Genomic DNA, 20,315 nt, shown 5'->3' with positions numbered 1-20,315 from the left:
CTCCGCACTCGTCTTCTGTCCTCGCCGCATGTCCGACTCCTTCGGTCCTGACTGATCCTCTCAATCAGCCCGGTCCAAAGCCAGCCGGTCAGGTCAAACGCAATCATCGTCGCCTGAGGCGTAGGTCTCGCGGAGGGCGGCACTCACCGTCATGGGGTCACCAATCTTGAACGACGAGGGTGAAGGTCACGACGTACTTGGACCGCTGCGGCGCCGACCACCCGACCTCGCCTACGATGGAGCAGATCCGCTCACCGATGCTCATGTCCGGCAGCAGCACTGGCGCGGTGAAGCGGCGCGCACCTGTGTTCAGGTCGTTGAGGTGGAACGCCTTGAAGATCACGAACTCCTCGGGCGTCAGCCGGAGAGTCATGCTCAGCGGCGTCGTGACGAAGAGCTGCCGACGGCGGCGGCGCGACGGACCGTCGTCGAACTGCGTTTCCTGCGGGGCCGGATGAAGGCTGCGCGTGCCGCCGGACGATGCCAGCCCGCGCAGCTCCGGCAGCGTGGACGGCCAGGAGGGGATCGCCATACGTCAGCCGATCCGGTAGCCGGCGCCGCCCGCCGCCTGTTTGAAGGGGCCTTGACCGGCGGCAGCGCGCTGACCCATCCGACTCTCCATGGTGCGCACGATCACGTCGATGCCTCCGTCCGAGCGACGCTTTACGGCGGGTTCCATCTCGGGCGACCCCGCCGGTCGCTGGTCGATGAAGTTGATGGGCGGCAGCGCGTTGCCGTTGGCAGGCCGCATCGCTGCAGCGCTCGGCATCGTGAAAGCTTCACGCCCGACCACGCCGCCTTCGGCGTAGCCGCGTAGGCCGCTGCTCCGGCGGAAGGCCTCGACCGCTGCAACGCCGCCGTGACGGGCGACGTCGGCCGCCGAGTAGACAACCTCGCCGCGGTGGACGAGACCAGCGACGTCGTAACGCTCACCGGGGCCGGTGTAACCGCCGACGTCAAAGAGCCTGACGCCACCGGTGGGGGAGTCGCCTCCGCCTCCGCCGCCGAAAAAGCCGGAGATCAGGCTGCCGATGCCGCCGCCGGAGCCGAACAGGCCAGAGGCAGCCGAGCCGCGCTTGCCGAATAGCAACTCCGCGACGCTGTCGGACGCGAGGTCGAGCACACGCTGCTTCACGCGGTTGAGCGCATTCCCGAGGATGTCCGCGCCGCTTCGGGCGTCGCCGAGATCCCTCACCAGAGACCGGACACCGTCGGAGCCGACGCCGCGGAAGTTGTCCATATCGCGCAGGCTGTCGCGCGCCTCCTCGCTGCGCTTGGCGGCATCCCCAGCCTTGTTCGCGTACTCCTCGATCTGACGCGTCAGCTCAGGCGTGATGTCTCGGCCGGCACGCTGAGCGGCGGTCAGCAACTCTGTCTGCACCCGGTAGCGCTCGATCGCCTCGGCGCCCATGCCGTAGGTCGAACCCTGCTCCTCGAGACGGCGGGTCCGGTCCTCGGCCGAGCGAATGGCGCGGTCGTAGTCGTCCCGCTTCTCGGCATCGGAGCCGCCACCGCCGCTCTTCTTCGAGTCGGCTTCGATGCGGGCGAGCATGCCAGCCCGGGTAATTTCAGCGCCGGCGTTCAGCGGCGTCAGGGCTTTGCCGGCGAGATCGAAGGCCTTCTGTCGCTCGGCAACCGCGGCCTTCTCCTCGGCCGTGTTCGCCTTCAGCGCATCGGCGCGAAGCTGGTCCGCCTGACGCGACCGCTCGGCGCTGGTGATCAGGCGGCCGTTGGCATCCACCATCGTCGTGACTGCACGATCGTAGGCCGTGGCCGCCTCGCGCACCTCATCGACGTTGGCGAGCTTGCTGCGGGCGAGTGGATTGTTCAGAGCCTCGTTCAGCTCGTTCCGCTTCGAGATGAGGTCCTCGTAGGCCTTCCGCTGCGGGTCGAGCGACCGGGCAGCCTCGCCCGCGACCTTGGATGCCCGCACCGCTGCCTCTTCTGCGGCCCTGGCTCGCGCCTCGCGTGCCTCGGTGTCGGCAACGATGGCGGCGGCATCGCGGTTGCGGATAGCACTACTGCCGAGTTCTAGAGGGCCTTGGCCGGTGAAGGCCCGGATATTGTTCGTCCTCTCGACCTGCTTGCTATAGCGGTCCAGCGCCGCCTGCGCACTCTCCGGCGCCAGCCCGGTCGCAGAGCCTGCCGCACGCTTGATGCTCTCCCAAGCCTTATCCGCCGCACTCGACACCGTGTTCCACGCCGCCGCCCAGCCGGTCGTCGCCGTTGTGTTCGCGTCGATCGTGGCCTTGAGCGCGTCTGCCAGCGCTGTCTGGGCGGCGGTCCGATCGCCCTGGACCTCAAGGGACCGGACGAACTGCATTGTCCGGTCGTCGAGGCCACCGATGCGCGAGGCAAGATCCTCGGCCCCGCGTGCAGGCTCGGCGACGAACCGGGCCAGTTCGGCACCGGCCACCGGAAGCTCCTGGGACGTCAGGCGTGCGTAGTCCGAGGTCAGCCGCGTCAGCTGCTCGATCACCGGCACCGCGAGCTGGCCGGTCGAAGTGTAGCTCGCCACCAGCTCGCGCGCCGAAGATGTGCTGATTTTGCCGGATTCGGCCGCGCTACGGGACAGGAGGTCGAGCTGGCCCGCCGTCGCGCCGGTCGCGCGGCCGATGCCCTGCGTCGCCTTCTCCAGAGCGGCCTGATCATTCGAAGCCTGCGTGGCGGCGAGAGTGAACGCCGCACCGAGCGCCGTGGCCGCGGTGGCCGCCACGGTCAGCGGCGTGACGAGGCCCAGCGCACTCTGGCCTAGTGCCTTCAGTCCGCCGGACAGGCCGCCCTCGCCGGCGGCGAGGCCCTGTAGGATCTGCGGGCCCTGCTGGAATGCAACGGTCCCGATCCCGGCGCCAGAGCCGAGCGAGGCAACGACGTCGCCGCCCTGATACATCAGGTCCCGACGCTGGTTGCTGTCGAGGCCCCGCCGCGTTGGGCTGTTGTCGTTTCCCGGTCCGCCGTAACGCGTTTCGGCCAGCCCGCGCAGGCGGGCGGCATAATCCGCCGAGAGGCTGCCCGAGGCCGTGCCGCGCTCGATCACGGCAATGTCCCGGTCAAGCTGCCGAGCGTTGCGGTACTCCTCGTCGAGGCGCGACCGGACCCGCTCGACCTCGCGCATCGTGGCGGCGCTCGCGCCGGGCTGGCCCGTCGAGGGGGGCGATCCCGTGCGTTGCGCTGCGCTCGCGGCATCCCGCGCTTTCTGCGTCAGGCGATCCGTCGCGGCGCTCGCCTGGTCGGCTGCCGTGCCGACCTGCCGGAAGGCGTCCTGCCCGGCCCGGCCCGCGTCCTCGAAGGTGCGCCGGAGCTCGACGCCCCCCTCGGCCTGGATGCGAATGGCGATGTTATTCGGCATTCTCAGCGCCCTCTCGGTACGCGGCAACGACGACTGGCTCGATCAACGGCAGGATCTCGGAGAGCAGCCCGCCGGGCGCGCCCATCGCTGCGGCCATCATCAGGATGGCCGTGAAGTCGAGGCCGTAGACCCCGCCGAAATGCGTTCGGACCTGACCGCCGCAACGTTCGACGACGGCCCATGCAACATGCCCGGCCGCTGTCTGCGGTGCGTGCTCGGTGTAGGGGCAGCCCTCGCAGACATCCTCGCAGGCGCGGCAGTAGTCAGCGCCCCCACCGAAGTGCCACTTTGCGAGGGCGATCAGGCGTTTTTTTCCTCGCCCTCGGCGAGCAACGGCATGACGTAGAGGCGGTCGAAGGCATCGAACGCGCGCCAGACCTTCATCAGCCCGTCCACGTTGGTGGGCGTGACCGGGACCGGCTCGCCCTCAGCACTGCCGATTCCCTCCCACTCGGTGATCGCGTAGCGGGCCAAGGCGCGCACCAGCAACTCGGCCGCGTTCCAGCGGCGATTGTCGGGCGCGTCGTCGCCTTCGGGCGCGTGCTCTGGCCGGTATGCCTGACCTGCCTCGGCGCGGGCGGCGATCATAGCGGCCGGCGTCGCGGCGCGGACCCGAACGCGGACGCCCGGAAGTAGGTCGAGCCACGACGTTTCTTCTGCCTGAGATAGCAATCTGAGCATACGCAGGTCCTCAGAATGGGTTGATCGAAGCGGCGCGGGCGTGCTGATTGCCGTGGCGCGCTGTTCACTGGTCGCCTCTATTTACAAGGGCGGAGTAAAGATGCCGAACAAACCGAAAATTTATAGAGCAATAGCGCACTTGTCGCTCGCGGCAGCATTGCTTGCTTCAGCAGATGCGGCTCGAGCTGCAGAACTTAGTGAGAAATTATGCGTCTTCTCCGCCGCAGAAAAGGCGCCGAACATCGTAGGTATGCAGATCGCAGGCTCATCGATCAGCAAAATGTCTAAGGATGAAGCGGCAAAAGCCGTAATCGGCAGATACAACAATCTAGAAACGACTGTGCAATCAATTGACGGACGAATTAGTTTTGTTGACGACAAACTAAGCGAGGCGCTGAAGTACCAGTACGCATCGGGAGGCCCCGACGCGGTTCGGAGCATGGCCATCTCTAAATTGAGCGCGTCTATCGATGGCGGCGCTGGGGTCGACTTGCAGATCAAGGCTGCCGGGCAGGAGATTGTGTTTTCATATGTATGTGTTTGGGACGCCCTTGGGAGGTTTGTGACTTCCTCTCGGGGCGCCATCCGCTGAGCGCCTCAGTACGTCACCACGTTGTTGCGCAGCGTGGCGATGACGGTCTTGCCTGAGACGCTGTCCTTGGCCGCCTGCCAGTTGAAGGTCGCCTGCACGCCGCTCGGACCCGTCACCGGGGTCTTTGCGCGCGGCAGGTAGACCGCCGGCACCCGGAACACGAGCGAGCGCGTTGCGTCGGTGACCCAGCCGAACGTCAGCTCGACCGGCGCGCCCGAGGTCGCCTGATCGAGCAGCGTCGTGTTCGCGAACCGGGTTGTGATCGAGCCCGTCATCGCCACCATGCCGGGGTCGGCGTCCTCGATCCGGCCATCGGCGCGGATGACTTCGACCTTCTCCAGCTGGTTCGAGTAGGTGAAGTCGGCCGAGGAGACGGACGCCAGCGCAACACCGGCGCGGGTGATCGCGCCCTGGAAGGGCGAGAAGCGCTCGATCGCGGCCTCGGTCGGCGTGCCGGCGCCGGACGTGGTCTCCTTCACCTCGCCCTGCGCCATCAGGCCGAGCGTCGCGGTGAGCAGGCCCGAGCGGGCCATCTGCACCCGCATGGTGTTGCCGCGGACGCCGAAGTTCTTGCCGTAGCTCGGCACCTCCGGCAGCCCGACCTCGACCGTCATCGACGGGAGGCTGACCGCGCCCGAGGAGAACACGTGCTCCTGCGCGCCGCTGACCGTCGCGGTCGCGGGCGCGCCCATGAACAGCTTGAGCCACTGGCCGAAGTTGCGCAGGTCGATCGGCACGACGACGTCGCCGTCGTTGTTGATGACGTCGCGCGACGGCGGCAGCGGCTCGCGGCCGTATCCGAGCAGGTCGGATTCGATGAGGTTCTGCTCCTCGCCGAGGTTCGACGAGACGAAGGGCAGCTTCATGTAGCCGGTCGTCGGCCGGGTTCCGTAGGTGGTCTCGAAGGCAGCCGCCATGATGGCGTTCGAGCCGCGCGCGCGGGCCATGGGTCTCTCCTCTGGCGGGGTGGTTCAGTTCAGGGGGTCGGTCGTGCCGTAGACGGCGACGATGGTGATGAGTCCGTAGCGGGACGTCGGCGCGCCCTCGGAGGTCAGGCCCTCGGTCTGCGCGGCGGTGACCTGCAGGTAGTCGCACAGCCCGCCGAGGGTGCGGTCGGCCGCGACCGCGGCGCCGATCGCCTGCATCATCGTGTCGAGGCGGGTCTCGGCGGTCTGTGTCCGGCTGTTGTTCGCCGCGACGTCGACCGGGATCTGGTGCTCGTAGATCCACGTGGTCGGGTTCAGCGTCACCTCGGGGTCACCCGGGTCGCCGTCCTCAACGTTGACGTGGCCGCCGGCCGGGATGGTCTGCGCCTTCTCCTCGTTGCGGTAGTGCGTGGCCTTCGGAAGAGCCTGCTTCACTAAGCCGGCTACGGCCTCGATGACCTGCTCGCGCTTGCTCGGCATGAGGGCTCGCTAACTTCTAGCTGTCAAAGGAGAGCACCTCACCTGCTGATGAGATGGGTCATACATCCATCCGCCTCGAACTGTTCGGCTAGTTCGCGCGGAAAGTCCGAGATCAAGGGTTAATTCGATGGGAATAGCAGAATAGATGCGAAAAATTTGGATTGTATTTCTTTTTTCTGACAGCGACGAATGAGGCGACCTGAAGTGCCGCTGGGCGATGCGTATATTGCACATCTATTTACTGGTGTTATGAATACGCGCTCACATGAGTCTCCGAGAGGGATTGATGAACAGCCTTGTAAGCGGGATAATCGCGAGCCTGACGACGGCGACAGCGCTAGGCGCAGCAATTGTATGGTTTAGTGGCAAAGCCACGGAAAAAACTTTAGACGTCATTGTCGCGCGCATACAAAAAGATCTAAATGTCGCAGAAAATAGACGTAATTTGCTCGTTAAATCTAGCTTAGATTTCAAATCGCAGCAATTGAATGAGTTTTATTGGCCAATCTATTCCAGATTGCAAAAAGACAATGCGGTATGGAACAGGATTTTGGACAAAAGAAGCTCGGACGAACGACTAAAAAACATCGCAAAGGAAATAGAAAGTCGGGTAGTTTTGCCGAATCATGATGAGATAGTGCAAATCATACAGACAAAAATCCATTTGGCCCAAGCAAGTCCAGAATTGCAAAAGGCGCTAATGCAATATGTACGCCATGTAGCGGTTTATAGAGCAATGCGTGCAGCTGGAGATGACGACAGGTTTCCGATTGCGCTTGGTGAAGTATGGCCAGACGAATTGTTTGTTTTAGTCGAGAGAAAAACTAAACAACTTCAAGGCGAACTAGATATCATGTTGGCAAAGGCGCTCAAAGACGGCGAATAATTTGCGTCGGATCGAGTGCGAGCTGTGTCCGAAATCGTTTCTCCAATTGCCTGTTGCAGTGCCTAGTTTGGCTCTGTGACCGCGTAAGGTAGCCGCGCGGCTTCCTCCATTCAGGCTTCCCAGTTCGCGGCGATGGCGCCCGGCACGCGGTCGGCCCAGCGTTTCGCGGTCGCGTCGATGTCCAGCCGCTTGCGCAGCTTCACCTGCCGGACCAGCACGAAGATCACGACGAAGGAGCGGCCCTTGTCGGGCCCGGCCTCCTTGATCGGGCGGAAGGACTTGCGGCCCTGGTAGCGCGCCGCCTGCCGCCGATAGTAGGCGTCGGCGACGAGCACCCCGCCGCCGTTCCTGCTCGGGATGAAGCGCAGCCTGATCCCGGTCTCGCGCTCCCAGGCCGCGGGCGTGAGCGTGTTGCCGGTCGAGCCCTTGGACCGGCGTTTCGACACCTGCCGCACGCCCGCGTCCGGGGTCGGGATCGCCAGGAAGCGGCGGTTGCGGGCGGTGATGGTGACGCCGCGGTCGAAGGCATCGATCAGCTTCGGGGCGTTGCTGGAGACATAGGCCGCGGACTCCGCGCTCTCGCCGGTGCGCGGGAAGGTCTGGCCGCGCCAGGTGTTGGCGAGGCGCTGGCCGAGGCCGGCCGCGCGCACGTCGGCGCGCAGATCCTCCTTCAGGCCGTCGGTCACCTCGCGCATGCCGGCGGTGACGGACCGGGCGATCTGCCGCTCGGTGCCGTTCATCGCGGCGCGCGGGTCGGTGACGGTGGTGCTGAACCTCACGGCTCGTCGTCCGGCTCGTCGGGCGCGAGCGGCGAGACCTCGCAGGTGCGCACCAGCCGGCGCACGTCGATGCGGGCGAGGCCGGTGACCTGCAGCGTCTCGAACAGGGCGCCCATCTCGTCGAGGATGTCGACCTGATCACCCTTGGCCGGCTCCGGCACCTCGGACAACCGCACCGAGATCAGCATCGCGTTGAGGTCGTAGCGCTGGTCGCCGAGGCCGACGATGGCCTCGGGCGACAGGCGCAGGATGCGCACGGGCAGGCCGGGACCGGTGCCGCCCGAACGCCAGATGGCGTCCTCGCCGTGGTTCGGATCCTCGAACGTGGCGTCGATCGCCATCGCGAAGGCGCTCATCGGGCCGCGCGCAGCGCCTCGATGATGTCGGCCTTCGTCTTGGCCGACCCGATGTCGACGCCGCGTTCCTTGGCCAGCTGCTCCAGCTCGACCTTGGTCTTGTCGTCGAGGTCGTCGTTGGACGCCTCGTCGCCTTGGCCGGCCTGCTGCGCGATGCTGCCAGGCTGACGGCCCTCCTCGACGGCCGCCCCCTCCGCGACCTCGTGCGTGCCGGCGGCGAGCGCGGCCTGCGCCTCGTCCCAGCCCATGGCGACGGTCTCGTTGTCGTTCTTGCCCTTCTCGCGCAGTCGCATGACGCTGCTCCTCGGTGCGGCGACCCGCTGCGCGGGCGCTCATGGTGAGGGATGCGCCCGCCGGCAGGGGGCCGGCGGGCGGACTCGATCAGTTCGAGGTGGTGCCGCGGACGAGCAGTTGGGGCCGCTTCACCAGCGGCAGCGGATTGGACTCCGTGTGGATGTCCATGCCCTTGCCGAACTTCTTCGGCTCGAGCGGCGCCACGAACACCTCGGCATCCGGGGTGTCGACGAGCGGGGCCCGGTTGACACTGCTCCAGAAGTCCGGCGGCGCCCAGTAGTTCGTGAACGTGTCGTTCGTCCCCAGCGGGAAGAAGCGCACGTCGCCCGCCGGGATGAACCGGTCGGGCACGCTCATCGAGCCGTCTTCCTGGACGTAGGAGGCAGCGCCCCGATACTCCTCGAACAGGATGCCCTTGAACGGGAAGCCCTTCCGCACGCTGTCGCGAAGGGGATTCTGCGTCGCCGTGAAGTACTTGAACGCCTCCTTGACCGAGGCGTGGCTGGTGAACTTCGCCATCCACTCCGGAGACGCCAGAGCGTGCACGCCGCTCATGGTCTCACCGAGCAGATTGTCCTCCATGTAATATTTATGTCTTGAATATCAGCCACTTAGTCGGCCGTGCTACTTTCCTGCAACTTTGCAGGAGGCTTCTCTGCTACCTTGGTGCGTCGAGCTCGTGCGTCAGGCGGAGCAGCGCAAGCGAGGAATTCATGGCCCGCCCCGCGTCGCCCTCGGCGGCATAGAGGTGTCCGTAGACGTCCTTGGTCGTAGAGACCGAGGCGTGCCCCACCACCCCCTTCAGCGCGAGATCGCCGAGCCCCGCCTTGATCCAGAGGCTTACCGCCGCGTGCCGAACCGCGTGCAATCCCATCAGCGTGCCGTTATCGCGTGTCACCCCGGCGGCCTTCGCCACCGGCAGCCACAACTGCTTGCCTAAGGCTTGCGCCGCTACCGGCCCACCTTGCTCGGTGCAGATCACCGGACCCACAGGAGGGCGGCCCTGCGCATCCCACAGCACGTGCAGGTGCCGATGCAGGGCGGCGACGATTGGAGCGGTCCGCAGGCCGGCCTTCGACTTCGGCCCCTTCAGGCCATCGACCCGCGATAGGCTGTGCTTAACGTGAATGATGCCTCGGATCAGATCGACATTCTCCCAACGCAGACCGCAAATCTCTCCACACCTCAAGCCGGCCGTGAGGGCGAGGTAGACGACAACCGGTATCTGTTGTGCTCCAGCCTCTTTTGCGCGCCATCCAGTTTTTACAAGTCTGTCCGAAGCATCTTTCGGCGATTTCTCAATCACCGCAACAATGGATCGCAACTGCTCAATAGATGGGATCTCAATTTGACCACGGGCGGGGACGGGATTGCGCGGCGGGTCTTCTCGGACAACATTGCGGCGCAAGTGTCCTTCTCTAATTCCAAATTGTAATATATCCCTGAGTTGCTTTATCATCTTGCCTACAGTTACGCGTGCGTAGCGCTCTGCCTTCGAGTTCACAAAGCTACGCACTTTCGCCCCCGTAATGTCCGTCACCTTGTCTTTACCAAAGGCTGGCAAGAGATGGCCCCGCACCATCAGTCGCGCGAGCCGAAGGGTGTTGCCCGACATTGCATCTCGGATGCGGTGGCGACGTTCGCAGTCCTTCAAAAACAGGTCTGCGAGATCTGTGAAAGTCATGGCTTGTGAAGCCGCCAAGTGGACGCCCTCGAAAAGTTCTCGCTTGACTTTATCAAGATACGCGTCGGCCTCTTTCTTCTTCTCGAACTGTGGAGTTCTTCGAACGCCCGCGCTGTCTTTGTAGTCCACAACATAGCGAATGTAGGGCTTGCCCGCTTTGTCGATAAGATTTCGCTTTCGCACACAAGTCATGTCCAGGCGCTCCTCTCTGCGGTGGTGGGAAGGGATTCGTAGGTGAAGCCGAAATCGGATTGACGCCGGCCCTCCCGCATTTCGGGGGCGACGGGCAGGCCGAGGGCGAGCCAGAGGCTACCGGCAGCGCGAGTGCCGAAGGTTTGGCGGGTCGAAGACGATCGCGGTGGACCCGGCAGCGAGGCCCACGGTGACGCCGGCGATGGAGAGCGTCACGGTCGCGACCACCGAGACGCGTTGGATCCGCTGTTCGCCGTTCACGGCTTTCACGACCTCTCGCTACTCAGGCGGTCGCGCGCAGCCGTGGAAGGCTTTCGCCGAGCACGACGAGACTGACGCCGAGCAGCGCCACGTCCTTGATGAGGAATGAGCCCAGTGCGTTGAGCCAGGGGAAGCCACCCGATCCCTCCTCCCAGATCGGAAGGGCGAGAAGCGTCGAGGATGTGACTGCGAAGGTAACCGACCCGATCGCGCCAGCGACGGTTCCAGCGCGCGCCGACCAGGGCGAAGCCACGAACAGCAACGCCGTAATAACTTCGACGGTGCCGAGCAGATAGGAGGCGCCTGACTCACCGAAGGCGGAGTAAAGCCAAGCGAGCCACGGCGTGCCGCTGATGACGGGTTTGAGCGCCTCGACCTCGACCGCGGTGAACTTGAGGATACCGATCATGAACAGCGGTAGGACGACACCTATAAGCGCGAGAACACGGCCGACGCCGGTGACGGCGATCCCACGGTCCTGCGCCATGCGCATCAGGCTCTGAAAGAACAGCGTTTGCATCGTGGCACTCCAATGTATGCGCCACGCATATAATCACCTCCTGACTTGCTGTCTATGCGTGACGCATATATTTTCGTGGAATGGTCAGTCGAAGCGAAAACGTGATCGGCGCGCTGGCGCTGGGTCTCTCGGATGCGATGCTGCGCGAGGCGCAGGCACAGGCACCAGAACTCGGGCCCGCAGCAGCGGCGTTAGCCCTCTTGGGTCACGATCCCGGCATGACGATCGAGCGGTTGCGCCGGTCCCTCGGGCTGTCGCATCCGGGCACTGTCCGCTTGGTCGACCGCCTGGTTGATGACGGGCTTGTGATCCGGACACCATCCGCCAAAGATCGGCGGACCGTCGCGCTACAACTGACCGCCGCCGGTCAAGTGACATGTCAGGCCGTGATCGCCTCCAGAGATCATACGGTCACACAAGCGCTGACCGTTCTGACAGTTGAGGAGCGGAAGACCTTTGGAATTTTGGCAGAGAAGGTTCTGCGCGGCTTCGTCACCGATCTCGATCACGCCTACGCGGTCTGCCGGCTATGTGATTACGAGGCCTGCGTCGGCTGCCCCGTCGACGCCGAACTGACCTGTCGCGCGGTGGAGCCCCCAGCGGGCTGATCTTCGCCGGTGCGTCCTTTGTTCCTACCTCGACGAAGAGCGCGCAGGGCCGTGAGCACCTCGTCCGTTCGATGCGGAACGCCACGTGGTAGATGTTCGCGCCGTCAGTTCGACCACTCCGTCATCGACAGCGCCCAGGGCCGCGAGCGCGGTGTGTATCACCATGTTCGAGGGCGGCGGCGAGCAGTTGCTCGGGAATGCCCGTCTTCCAGCCAAACTTCGTCTGTGAGGTCCGGGCAGCTTGCCGGTAAGCGGACCTTCCGAATGCCTGCGAAGGGTGGGAAGCCGCTGTTCAACATCTGCGCGCTGACTGACGACCTCGCGCCATTAACGGACCTTCGCCCGCAGCCAGCGGATAGCACGCTGTTGATACAAAACCGATCGTTGACGCAGGGAATACATAGTGCCTTGGCGTCAACATTGGTGGCTACAGATTAGCATCAGGTTTATCAGATGGGTAGGCTTTCCGGGACAGGCCCATATCCCAGCATCTGAGCCTCCCAGCCAGCAAGGCCATAACAGCCTCTAGCTTGCTGCTCGTCAGGGCAGAGCGCGCCGCGGAACGAAAAAACCACGATCTGCGCCGCGACGAGAGGGCCTGTTCTCAGCCGAACGGCCATGCATCGGGAAGAGCAACGTGCTGGGCCGCTCTGCGAGCCGAAGGATCGAGCAACCATTCACGTTGCGCCCTATTGCCGTTCTTCCTCGGCAGTGGTTTGTCACAGCCGCCGACGACCCAAAGAATGCCTCGCTGGGCTGAATCATCTACCCTAAGGGTGTACCCGCATGACACCGACTACGTTGCAGTTGGAGCCGAAGCTTCTTCTGAAGAGCCTTCGTGCGTTTCGGAAGGGTGACTTCTCAACTCGGCTGCCGCTGGATCTGACGGGCATTGAGGGGGAAATCGCGCAAGCGTTCAACGATATCGTCGAGCTCAACCAAGGGCTCGCTCGTGAACTCGACAGGGTTGCCCGCGCGGTAGGCAAGGACGGGCGCATCGGCGAGCGCGGAAAGCTCCCGGCCGCGACCGGCGGGTGGAACGATTGCGTCGAGTCGGTCAACACGATGATCGGCGACCTGGTTCAGCCCACCACAGAGGTGGCGCGCGTCATCGGGGCTGTCGCCAAGGGCGACCTCGGCCAGACCATGCAAATCGAGATCGAGGGCCGGCCCCTGCGCGGCGAGTTCCTTCGGATCGGCAAGGTCGTCAACACGATGGTGGATCAGCTGAACTCTTTCGCTTCCGAGGTGACCCGCGTCGCCCGCGAGGTCGGCTCCGAGGGCAAGCTCGGAGGACAGGCGCAGGTCAAGGGCGTCGGCGGAACCTGGAAGGACCTGACCGACAACGTGAACCTGATGGCGGCCAACCTGACGGGCCAAGTCCGCAACATCGCCGAAGTCACCACCGCGGTGGCCAACGGCGACTTGTCCAAGAAGATCACGGTCGACGTGAAGGGCGAGATCCTCGATCTAAAATCGACCATCAATACGATGGTGGATCAGCTCAATTCCTTCGCCTCGGAAGTGACCCGCGTCGCTAAGGAGGTGGGGTCGGAGGGTAAACTCGGCGGACAGGCGCAGGTCAAGGGCGTCGGCGGAGTCTGGAAGGACTTGACCGACAACGTCAACATGATGGCGGAGAACCTCACCGGGCAGGTGCGCAACATCGCCGAGGTCACGACCGCGGTTGCGCGGGGCGATCTGTCCAAGAAGATTACCGTCGATGTGAAGGGTGAGATTCTCGCCTTGAAGCTGACCATCAACACGATGGTGGATCAGCTGAACTCCTTCGCTTCCGAGGTGACCCGCGTCGCCCGCGAGGTCGGCACGGAGGGCAAGCTCGGCGGCCAGGCCCAGGTCGAGGGCGTGGGCGGGACCTGGAAGGACCTGACCGACAACGTCAACATGATGGCGGAGAACCTCACCGGGCAGGTTCGCAACATCGCCGAAGTCACCACCGCGGTGGCCAACGGCGATCTTTCCAAGAAGATCACCGTCGACGTGCGCGGCGAGATCCTGGAGCTCAAGAACACCATCAACACGATGGTGGACCAACTGAACTCCTTCGCCTCCGAGGTGACACGCGTCGCTCGTGAGGTCGGCTCGGAAGGCAAGCTCGGTGGGCAAGCGCAGGTGCGCGGTGTCGCCGGAACCTGGGCCGACCTCACCGACAACGTGAACCTGATGGCCGCTAACTTGACGGGGCAGGTGCGCAACATCGCCGACGTGACGACGGCGGTCGCCAACGGCGATCTGTCCAAGAAAATCACCGTCGATGTGCGCGGCGAGATCCTGGAGCTCAAGAACACCATCAACACGATGGTGGACCAACTGAACTCCTTCGCCTCCGAGGTGACCCGCGTCGCGAAAGAAGTGGGTTCGGAGGGCAAGCTGGGCGGTCAGGCCCGCGTCGAGGGCGTGGCCGGCACCTGGGCCGACCTCACCGACAACGTGAACCTGATGGCCGCAAATTTGACGGGGCAGGTGCGCAACATCGCCGACGTGACGACGGCGGTCGCCAACGGCGATCTGTCTAAGAAGATCACAGTCGACGTGAAGGGCGAGATCCTGGAGCTCAAGTCGACCATCAACACAATGGTGGACCAGTTGAACTCCTTCGCCTCGGAGGTGACCCGCGTCGCCCGCGAGGTCGGAACGGAGGGCAAGCTCGGCGGACAGGCTCAGGTCAAAGGCGTCGGCGGCGTCTGGAAGGGTTTGACCGACAACGTGAACATGATGGCGGCCAACCTCACTGGTCAGGTGCGCAACATCGCCGAGGTGACGACCGCGGTCGCCAACGGCGACCTATCCAAGAAGATCACGGTAGCCGTTGAGGGCGAAATCCTGGAGCTCAAATCGACCATCAACACGATGGTGGACCAGCTGAACTCCTTCGCCTCCGAGGTGGTCCGCGTCGCCCGCGAGGTCGGCATCGAGGGCAAGCTCGGGGGCCAGGCGCAGGTGCGCGGTGTCGGCGGAACCTGGAAGGACCTCACCGACAACGTGAACATGATGGCGGCCAACCTCACTGGTCAGGTGCGCAACATCGCCGACGTGACGACGGCGGTCGCCAACGGCGATCTCTCCAAGAAGATCACCGTCGACGTGAAGGGCGAGATCCTGGAGCTCAAATCGACCATCAACACGATGGTGGACCAGTTGAACTCCTTCGCCTCCGAGGTGACCCGCGTGGCTCGTGAGGTCGGCTCGGAGGGCAAGCTCGGTGGCCAAGCGCAGGTCCGTGGTGTCGGCGGCACCTGGAAAGATTTGACCGACAACGTGAATATGATGGCCGCCAACCTCACCGGTCAGGTGCGCGGCATCGCGGATGTCGTCACGGCGGTGGCCCAGGGCGACCTCAAGCGGAAACTCTCGGTCGATGCCAAGGGGGAAATCGCGGCCCTGGCCGACACGGTCAACGAGATGATCGAGACGCTCGCGACCTTCGCCGACCAGGTGACCAACGTCGCGCGTGAGGTGGGCGTCGAAGGCAAGCTGGGCGGCCAAGCGCGGGTGCCGGGCGCGGCGGGTCTCTGGCGCGATTTGACAGACAACGTGAACCAGCTCGCGGCGAACCTCACGACCCAGGTGCGCGCCATCGCCGAGGTGGCGACCGCCGTGACGAAGGGGGACCTCGCGCGCTCGATCTCGGTCGAGGCCTCCGGCGAGGTTGCCTCGCTGAAGGACAACATCAACGAGATGATCCGCAATCTGCGGGACACGACGCTCAAGAATGCCGAGCAGGATTGGCTGAAGACGAACCTCGCCAAGTTCACCCGCATGCTGCAGGGCGAGCGCGACCTCGCCACGGTCTCGAACCTGATCCTGTCCGAGATTGCATCGCTCGTGAACGCACAGCGCGGCGTGTTCTACATGGTGGAGGACGAGGGCGGAGAGCCGATTCTCGATCTGATGGCAAGCTACGCTTTCACGGAGCGCAAGAACCTCTCGAACCGTTATCGCCTTCGTCAAGGCCTCGTCGGCCAATGCGCCTTCGAGAAGAAGCGCATCCTCCTCACCCACGTGCCGGGCGACTACATCACCATCGGCTCGGCTCTCGGCGAGGCGCCGCCCCTCAACATCATCGTGCTGCCCGTCCTCTTCGAGCAGGAAGTCCGAGCGGTCATCGAATTGGCGTCGTTTAACCGCTTCAGCGAGACTCACCAGTCATTCCTTGATCAGCTGACCGAGTCGATCGGGATCGTGCTCAACACGATCGCCGCCAACATGAGGACGGAAGGCCTCCTGAAGCAGTCTCAGCTCCTGACCGGCGAGTTGCAGAGCCGGCAGGAGGAATTGAAGAAGACGAACGATCGCCTGGAGTTGCAGGCCGCCTCGCTGCAGCAATCCGAGGATCTCCTGAAGAACCAGCGGGAGCGGCTGCAGCAGACCAACGACGAGCTGGAGGAGAAGGCGCGCTTGCTTGAAATCCAGAAGCGTGAGGTCGAGGGCAAGAACCGCGAAGTCTCGATCGCCAAAACGGCGCTGGAGGAGAAGGCCGAACAGCTGAGCCTGACCTCGCGCTACAAGTCGCAATTCCTCGCCAATATGAGCCACGAGCTGCGCACGCCGCTCAACAGCCTACTGATCCTCTCGAAGCTTCTCTCCGAGAACCGCGACGGGAACCTCACCGACAAGCAGCGGGAATTCGCCAAGACGATCAACGCGGCCGGGACCGACCTCCTGTCACTCATCAACGACATCCTCGATCTCTCCAAGATCGAGTCGGGCACGGTGTCGCTTGAGATCGGCGAAGTCACGCTGCAGGACATCAGCGAGAATCTCAACAGGACCTTCCGGCAGCTCGCCGAGGAGCGCCACCTCGCCTTTGTAATCGAGGTCGATCCGGGCCTGCCGCGCTCCCTGCGGACGGACTCGAAGCGCCTGCAGCAGGTCCTGCGCAACCTTCTCTCCAACGCTTTCAAGTTCACCGAGAAGGGGAGCGTTTCGCTCAAGATCGGTTCGGCGGAGGGCTCGCCTCTGCGCGCCGGAACCCAGTGGATCGCCATGTCCGTCACCGATACCGGGATCGGCATCGCCGAGGACAAGCAGCGGATCATCTTCGAGGCGTTCCAGCAGGCCGACGGAACCACGAGCCGCAAGTACGGCGGCACAGGCCTTGGCCTCGCGATCAGCCGCGAGATCGCGCGCCTGCTGGGCGGCGAGATCGTAGTCGAGAGCCGCGTCGGTACGGGGAGCACCTTCACCCTGTTCTTGCCCTTCGAACCGCCCGCGCAGGCACTCACCGGACGCGCGGCGGAGGCATCGGACGGGTACGCGCCGTCGGGGCCGATTGGCCGCCAGCCGAACGCCGCGATGGCGCTCTCGTCCTCCGCGGACGACCGCCACGCGATTCACCCGGGCGACCACATCGTGCTCATCGTGGAGGACGACGCCATGTTCGCCTCCGTGCTGCTGGAACTCGCGCGCGAGCGTGGCTTCAAGGGTTTGATCGCGCAGGACGGGGCCGGCGCGCTGAGCCTCGCGCACCGCTTCAAGCCGCACGCCATCACCCTCGACATCGGTCTGCCCGACATGGACGGCTGGGCCCTGCTCGACCTCCTGAAGAACGACCCCCGCACCCGGCACATTCCGATCCACGTGATCTCGGTCAACGACGAGAAGAAGCGCGGCCTCCGCGCGGGCGCGTTCGGATTTCTGGAGAAGCCGGTCGAGCGCGAGGGCCTGATGCGCGCCCTGGAGCGCTCGAAGGATTTCATCACGCGGCCGGTGCGCAACCTCCTGCTCGTCGAGGACGACGAGAACCAGCGCGCCAGCATTACAGCGCTCCTGAGCGAAGAAGACGTCAAGATCTTCGGGGTCGGCACGGCCTCCGCCGCGCTGGAAGCCCTGACGGGCGGCCGGTTCGACTGCGCGATCATCGATCTCGGCCTGCCCGATATCGGCGGTTCCGAGCTGATCGAGCAGATCCGTGCCTCCCAGGACGGGGAGGAATTGCCAATCATCGTGTATACAGGTCGAGAGCTGACGGCCGCCGAGGAGCGGCAGCTCAGGCACACCGCCTCGACGATCATCCTTAAGGATACGCGCTCGTCCGAGCGACTACTCGATGAGACCGCGCTGTTCCTGCACCGCGCTATCAATCGCGTTCCAGTCGAGGAGCAGATCCTCGTCGGGCGGAAGGACGCGATGTCACTTCAGGGCTGTCGGGTCATCCTAGTCGATGACGATCTGCGCAATATCTTCTCGCTCACGAGCGCCCTCGAGCAGCACGGGCTGGACGTCCTGTTCGCCGAGAACGGGCAGGACGGCATCGCACTCCTCAAGTCCAACCCGAACGTCGATGCGATGCTGATCGACATCATGATGCCGGGGATGGACGGCTACGAGACGATGCGCGCGATCCGGGCGGAGGCCGGCTTCCGTAGCCTGCCGCTCATCGCGGTGACCGCGAAAGCCATGAAGGGCGACCGCGAGAAGTGCCTTGAGGCGGGCGCGTCCGATTACGTCTCGAAGCCGATCGACATGGATCAGCTCCTCGCGGTGCTGCGGGTGCAGTTGGCCCGGCGTGGCGAGGTCGCACGCGGCCCCGCGCCCAGGCTCGGCGACACGACGCCCCTCGATCGGCAACCATGATGAAGGACGGGCCGAGTTTCCTTCCGACCGGGCCTGGCGGCTCCGCCGAGCTGCCGAGTGCCCGCACTGAGCCCGATCCGGTTCGGGCGAAGATCCTCATCGTCGATGATGATCGACGCAATCTCCTCGCCGCCTCCGAGGTCCTCGCCGATCCGGCGATCGACCTCGTGCTGGCGAACTCGCCGGAAGAAGCCCTGCGGCAGGCGCTCAGGGATGATTTCGCCCTGATCCTGCTCGACGTGCAGATGCCGCGCATGGACGGCTACGAGGTCGCCTCCCTGATCCGCAGCCGCTCGCGCACGTCCCGTGTCCCGATCCTGTTCCTCACGGCTCACAACAAGGAGGACATCCACATCTTCCGCGGATACTCGGCCGGCGCAGTGGACTACGTGTTCAAACCGATCCAACCGCTCGTCCTCAAATCGAAGGTCGATGTCTTCGTCGACCTATACCTGAAGACCGAGGAGATTCAGCGCAAGGCGGCGGCGGAGAAGCAGCTGCTCCTGGAAAACCTGCGCGTACGTGGCGAGAAGCTTGCAGCCGAGCAGGCTCTGCGCAGGCGTGAGGAACATCAGGCCGCTGTCCTGCGTGGTCTCCCCATTGCGCTCTACACCTCACCGTTCAGTGGAGACGATCGACGCCTCCACTTCACGAATGACAGCATCGAGCGCATCACTGGCTTCTCGCGCGAGGCCTTTGCTGAATCAAACCTCTGGGTAGAGCAGCTTGAACCGGATGACAGGGACAGGATCTCTGCAGATTTGAGCACGGTCTCGGAAGCTGGCGCGGTAACTCTCGAATATCGCTGGCGCAACGCGGACGGCAGGGAACGGCATATCCTCGATCAGATCGTGATCAACGGTCATGAGAACGGTACGCCGGTCGAACTGTTTGGGATGTGGTTCGACGTGACGGAGCGCAAGGAGCTTGAACTCAGCTTGCAGCACGCCTCAAAGCTTGAAGCGGTTGGCCGTCTGACAGGTGGTATTGCGCACGACTTCAACAACATGCTGAGCATCGTGATCGGCAACCTTGACCTAGTGAAGAGCTCGTTGCTGGGCAACGAGAAGGCGCTTCGCCGCGTCGATAGCGCCATCGAGGGAGCCCACCGCTGCGCTGAACTTACCAGCCGTCTGCTGGCCTTCTCGCGGCGCTCTCCTCTCCAGCCGAGAGCGCTGGACTTCACAAGCTTCATCCCTGGCCTGATCAAGCTCCTAGAACGCACTCTTGGGGAGCGGATTGCGATCTCCGCAGACCTGGAGGATGGGCTGCCGGAAGTCTGCGTTGATCACGCTCAGTTCGAGGCCGCCCTCATCAACCTCGCTGTGAATGCGCGGGACGCGATGCCGAACGGGGGGGCTTTGGGCATTCGCATCAAGCGTCATGGGGCGATCGCGCAGGAAGACTCCGAGCCGTTGCACTCAGTTGAGATCGCGGTCACCGACTCGGGCACAGGGATGTCTCCAGCCGTCCTCGCCCGCGTATTCGAACCCTTCTTCACGACAAAGGAGGCCGGTAAAGGCACCGGGCTCGGTCTGAGCATGGTCTACGGTTTCGTACAGCAGAGCGGCGGAACCATCGCCGTTGACAGCAATCCGGACCAAGGCACCCGGTTCGTTATCACGTTGCCCGTGCTTGCCGGGCGGAGTTCTCTGTCGGAGAAAATCGATCTAGGGAACGCCCCTGGACCGCTGAATTCGGTCAATGGTGCAGGGAAAGCCGTACTCGTCGTCGAGGACGACGCTGATGTTCGCTCAACAGTGATCTCGACTTTCGAGTCGCTTGCTTTCAAGGTTTTCAGTGCGCAGGACGTCGACGAGGCCCTCCGCCTCCTGCAAATAGAGTCGAACATCGCCCTCGTTTTTAGCGACGTGAACATGCCTGGCGCGATGAACGGCATCGAGCTCGGGCACATCATCCGCCAGCGATGGCCAGACATGCCAATCTTGCTGTCGTCTGGCTACCTTCGAGAAGATCAGGACGCAAACGGCTTCTCATTGCTGCAGAAGCCGTATCGCGCGACCGAGTTGGTCGAAACCTTGCGTGGTCTGCTCAGCAATGCGCATGAGACAATGCCGCACGAATAAGAGTTGGAGATGTCCTTCTTTCC

At 64.0% G+C, this 20,315-nt stretch carries 18 protein-coding genes; 5 read left to right on the top strand and 13 right to left on the bottom strand.

Annotation, left to right across the window (positions count from 1 at the left end; all coding sequences use genetic code 11):
- Nucleotides 1–157 precede the first annotated feature (157 nt).
- From ABS772_RS06415 to ABS772_RS06400, 4 genes are all read right to left on the bottom strand, one after another.
- Nucleotides 158–532, bottom strand: coding sequence for a hypothetical protein (locus ABS772_RS06415; protein ID WP_350393072.1), 375 nt, complete (start codon nt 530–532; stop codon nt 158–160).
- 3 nt (nt 533–535) lie between these two features.
- A complete protein-coding gene (locus tag ABS772_RS06410; RefSeq protein WP_350393070.1) occupies nt 536–3,349 on the bottom strand; it encodes a phage tail length tape measure family protein in 2,814 nt (937 codons plus the stop codon).
- Nucleotides 3,339–3,434 carry a hypothetical protein gene (locus ABS772_RS26425; protein WP_456238264.1) on the bottom strand — a complete coding sequence of 32 codons (96 nt, stop codon included), beginning with the start codon at nt 3,432–3,434 and terminating at the stop codon, nt 3,339–3,341. Before ABS772_RS26425 ends, ABS772_RS06410 begins: the two co-directional genes overlap by 11 nt.
- A 215-nt stretch (nt 3,435–3,649) precedes the next feature.
- Nucleotides 3,650–3,937 (bottom strand): hypothetical protein, encoded by a 288-nt coding sequence (locus ABS772_RS06400; protein WP_350393066.1) that lies wholly within the window; start codon nt 3,935–3,937, stop codon nt 3,650–3,652.
- A gap of 133 nt (nt 3,938–4,070) precedes the next feature.
- Between ABS772_RS06400 and ABS772_RS06395 the strand changes: the two genes are divergently transcribed.
- On the top strand, nt 4,071–4,622 hold the full coding sequence (locus ABS772_RS06395) for a hypothetical protein (RefSeq protein ID WP_350393064.1): 552 nt from the start codon (nt 4,071–4,073) through the stop codon (nt 4,620–4,622).
- A 5-nt stretch (nt 4,623–4,627) separates the two neighbouring features.
- Here ABS772_RS06395 and ABS772_RS06390 read toward each other — a convergent pair whose 3' ends face one another.
- The gene (locus ABS772_RS06390; RefSeq protein WP_350393062.1) at nt 4,628–5,569 is read right to left on the bottom strand and encodes a phage tail tube protein; all 942 of its coding nucleotides are present in this window, start codon (nt 5,567–5,569) and stop codon (nt 4,628–4,630) included.
- 24 nt (nt 5,570–5,593) lie between these two features.
- A complete protein-coding gene (locus ABS772_RS06385; RefSeq protein WP_350393061.1) occupies nt 5,594–6,028 on the bottom strand; it encodes a hypothetical protein in 435 nt (144 codons plus the stop codon).
- 286 nt (nt 6,029–6,314) lie between these two features.
- Between ABS772_RS06385 and ABS772_RS06380 the strand changes: the two genes are divergently transcribed.
- On the top strand, nt 6,315–6,914 hold the full coding sequence (locus ABS772_RS06380; protein ID WP_350393059.1) for a hypothetical protein: 600 nt from the start codon (nt 6,315–6,317) through the stop codon (nt 6,912–6,914).
- Nucleotides 6,915–7,024: 110 nt separating this feature from the next.
- On the opposite strand, the gene ABS772_RS06375 is transcribed toward ABS772_RS06380, so the two are convergent.
- The 7 genes from ABS772_RS06375 to ABS772_RS06345 all read right to left on the bottom strand — a co-directional run bounded on the left by ABS772_RS06375 (nt 7,025) and on the right by ABS772_RS06345 (nt 11,000).
- Nucleotides 7,025–7,693, bottom strand: coding sequence for a DUF6441 family protein (locus ABS772_RS06375; protein ID WP_350393058.1), 669 nt, complete (start codon nt 7,691–7,693; stop codon nt 7,025–7,027).
- Complete coding sequence (locus tag ABS772_RS06370) at nt 7,690–8,049, bottom strand: head-tail joining protein (RefSeq protein WP_350393056.1); 360 nt, start codon at nt 8,047–8,049, stop codon at nt 7,690–7,692. Before ABS772_RS06370 ends, ABS772_RS06375 begins: the two co-directional genes overlap by 4 nt.
- On the bottom strand, nt 8,046–8,342 hold the full coding sequence (locus ABS772_RS06365; protein ID WP_350393055.1) for a hypothetical protein: 297 nt from the start codon (nt 8,340–8,342) through the stop codon (nt 8,046–8,048). The genes ABS772_RS06370 and ABS772_RS06365 overlap by 4 nt, the downstream gene beginning before the upstream one ends.
- An 88-nt stretch (nt 8,343–8,430) precedes the next feature.
- Entirely contained in the window at nt 8,431–8,925 is a 495-nt protein-coding gene (locus ABS772_RS06360; RefSeq protein ID WP_350393053.1) for a major capsid protein, read from the bottom strand.
- Nucleotides 8,926–9,001: 76 nt separating this feature from the next.
- The gene (locus ABS772_RS06355; RefSeq protein WP_350393052.1) at nt 9,002–10,219 is read right to left on the bottom strand and encodes a tyrosine-type recombinase/integrase; all 1,218 of its coding nucleotides are present in this window, start codon (nt 10,217–10,219) and stop codon (nt 9,002–9,004) included.
- 117 nt (nt 10,220–10,336) lie between these two features.
- The gene (locus ABS772_RS06350) at nt 10,337–10,489 is read right to left on the bottom strand and encodes a hypothetical protein (RefSeq protein ID WP_350393051.1); all 153 of its coding nucleotides are present in this window, start codon (nt 10,487–10,489) and stop codon (nt 10,337–10,339) included.
- A 13-nt stretch (nt 10,490–10,502) separates the two neighbouring features.
- Nucleotides 10,503–11,000: a DUF417 family protein gene (locus ABS772_RS06345; protein ID WP_350393049.1), complete on the bottom strand. Its 498-nt coding sequence runs from the start codon at nt 10,998–11,000 to the stop codon at nt 10,503–10,505.
- A gap of 101 nt (nt 11,001–11,101) precedes the next feature.
- Between ABS772_RS06345 and ABS772_RS06340 the strand changes: the two genes are divergently transcribed.
- The 3 genes from ABS772_RS06340 (at nt 11,102) to ABS772_RS06330 (ending at nt 20,292) form a co-directional block, all read left to right on the top strand.
- Complete coding sequence (locus ABS772_RS06340) at nt 11,102–11,608, top strand: MarR family winged helix-turn-helix transcriptional regulator (protein WP_350393047.1); 507 nt, start codon at nt 11,102–11,104, stop codon at nt 11,606–11,608.
- A 786-nt stretch (nt 11,609–12,394) separates the two neighbouring features.
- Nucleotides 12,395–18,205 carry a HAMP domain-containing protein gene (locus ABS772_RS06335; protein ID WP_350393045.1) on the top strand — a complete coding sequence of 1,937 codons (5,811 nt, stop codon included), beginning with the start codon at nt 12,395–12,397 and terminating at the stop codon, nt 18,203–18,205.
- Nucleotides 18,205–20,292 (top strand): response regulator, encoded by a 2,088-nt coding sequence (locus ABS772_RS06330; RefSeq protein WP_350393075.1) that lies wholly within the window; start codon nt 18,205–18,207, stop codon nt 20,290–20,292. Before ABS772_RS06335 ends, ABS772_RS06330 begins: the two co-directional genes overlap by 1 nt.
- The last annotated feature ends 23 nt before the right edge of the window (nt 20,293–20,315 follow it).

Origin of the sequence: Methylorubrum podarium, assembly GCF_040270385.1 — a bacterium.
In the GTDB taxonomy this organism is placed as follows: domain Bacteria; phylum Pseudomonadota; class Alphaproteobacteria; order Rhizobiales; family Beijerinckiaceae; genus Methylobacterium; species Methylobacterium podarium.
Note: the sequence above shows the minus strand (reverse complement) of the source record. Positions and strands in the feature narration are given on the sequence as shown.

What these genes read in the sequence shown, in the direction of transcription:
- ABS772_RS06415 (WP_350393072.1), bottom strand. Translation starts at nt 532, where the DNA reads ATGGCGATCCCCTCCTGGCCGTCCACGCTGCCGGAGCTGCGCGGGCTG.
- ABS772_RS06410 (WP_350393070.1), bottom strand. Translation starts at nt 3,349, where the DNA reads ATGCCGAATAACATCGCCATTCGCATCCAGGCCGAGGGGGGCGTCGAG.
- ABS772_RS26425 (WP_456238264.1), bottom strand. Translation starts at nt 3,434, where the DNA reads ATGGGCGCGCCCGGCGGGCTGCTCTCCGAGATCCTGCCGTTGATCGAG.
- ABS772_RS06400 (WP_350393066.1), bottom strand. Translation starts at nt 3,937, where the DNA reads ATGATCGCCGCCCGCGCCGAGGCAGGTCAGGCATACCGGCCAGAGCAC.
- ABS772_RS06390 (WP_350393062.1), bottom strand. Translation starts at nt 5,569, where the DNA reads ATGGCCCGCGCGCGCGGCTCGAACGCCATCATGGCGGCTGCCTTCGAG.
- ABS772_RS06385 (WP_350393061.1), bottom strand. Translation starts at nt 6,028, where the DNA reads ATGCCGAGCAAGCGCGAGCAGGTCATCGAGGCCGTAGCCGGCTTAGTG.
- ABS772_RS06380 (WP_350393059.1), top strand. Translation starts at nt 6,315, where the DNA reads ATGAACAGCCTTGTAAGCGGGATAATCGCGAGCCTGACGACGGCGACA.
- ABS772_RS06370 (WP_350393056.1), bottom strand. Translation starts at nt 8,049, where the DNA reads ATGAGCGCCTTCGCGATGGCGATCGACGCCACGTTCGAGGATCCGAAC.
- ABS772_RS06365 (WP_350393055.1), bottom strand. Translation starts at nt 8,342, where the DNA reads ATGCGACTGCGCGAGAAGGGCAAGAACGACAACGAGACCGTCGCCATG.
- ABS772_RS06360 (WP_350393053.1), bottom strand. Translation starts at nt 8,925, where the DNA reads ATGGAGGACAATCTGCTCGGTGAGACCATGAGCGGCGTGCACGCTCTG.
- ABS772_RS06355 (WP_350393052.1), bottom strand. Translation starts at nt 10,219, where the DNA reads ATGACTTGTGTGCGAAAGCGAAATCTTATCGACAAAGCGGGCAAGCCC.
- ABS772_RS06345 (WP_350393049.1), bottom strand. Translation starts at nt 11,000, where the DNA reads ATGCAAACGCTGTTCTTTCAGAGCCTGATGCGCATGGCGCAGGACCGT.
- ABS772_RS06335 (WP_350393045.1), top strand. Translation starts at nt 12,395, where the DNA reads ATGACACCGACTACGTTGCAGTTGGAGCCGAAGCTTCTTCTGAAGAGC.
- ABS772_RS06330 (WP_350393075.1), top strand. Translation starts at nt 18,205, where the DNA reads ATGAAGGACGGGCCGAGTTTCCTTCCGACCGGGCCTGGCGGCTCCGCC.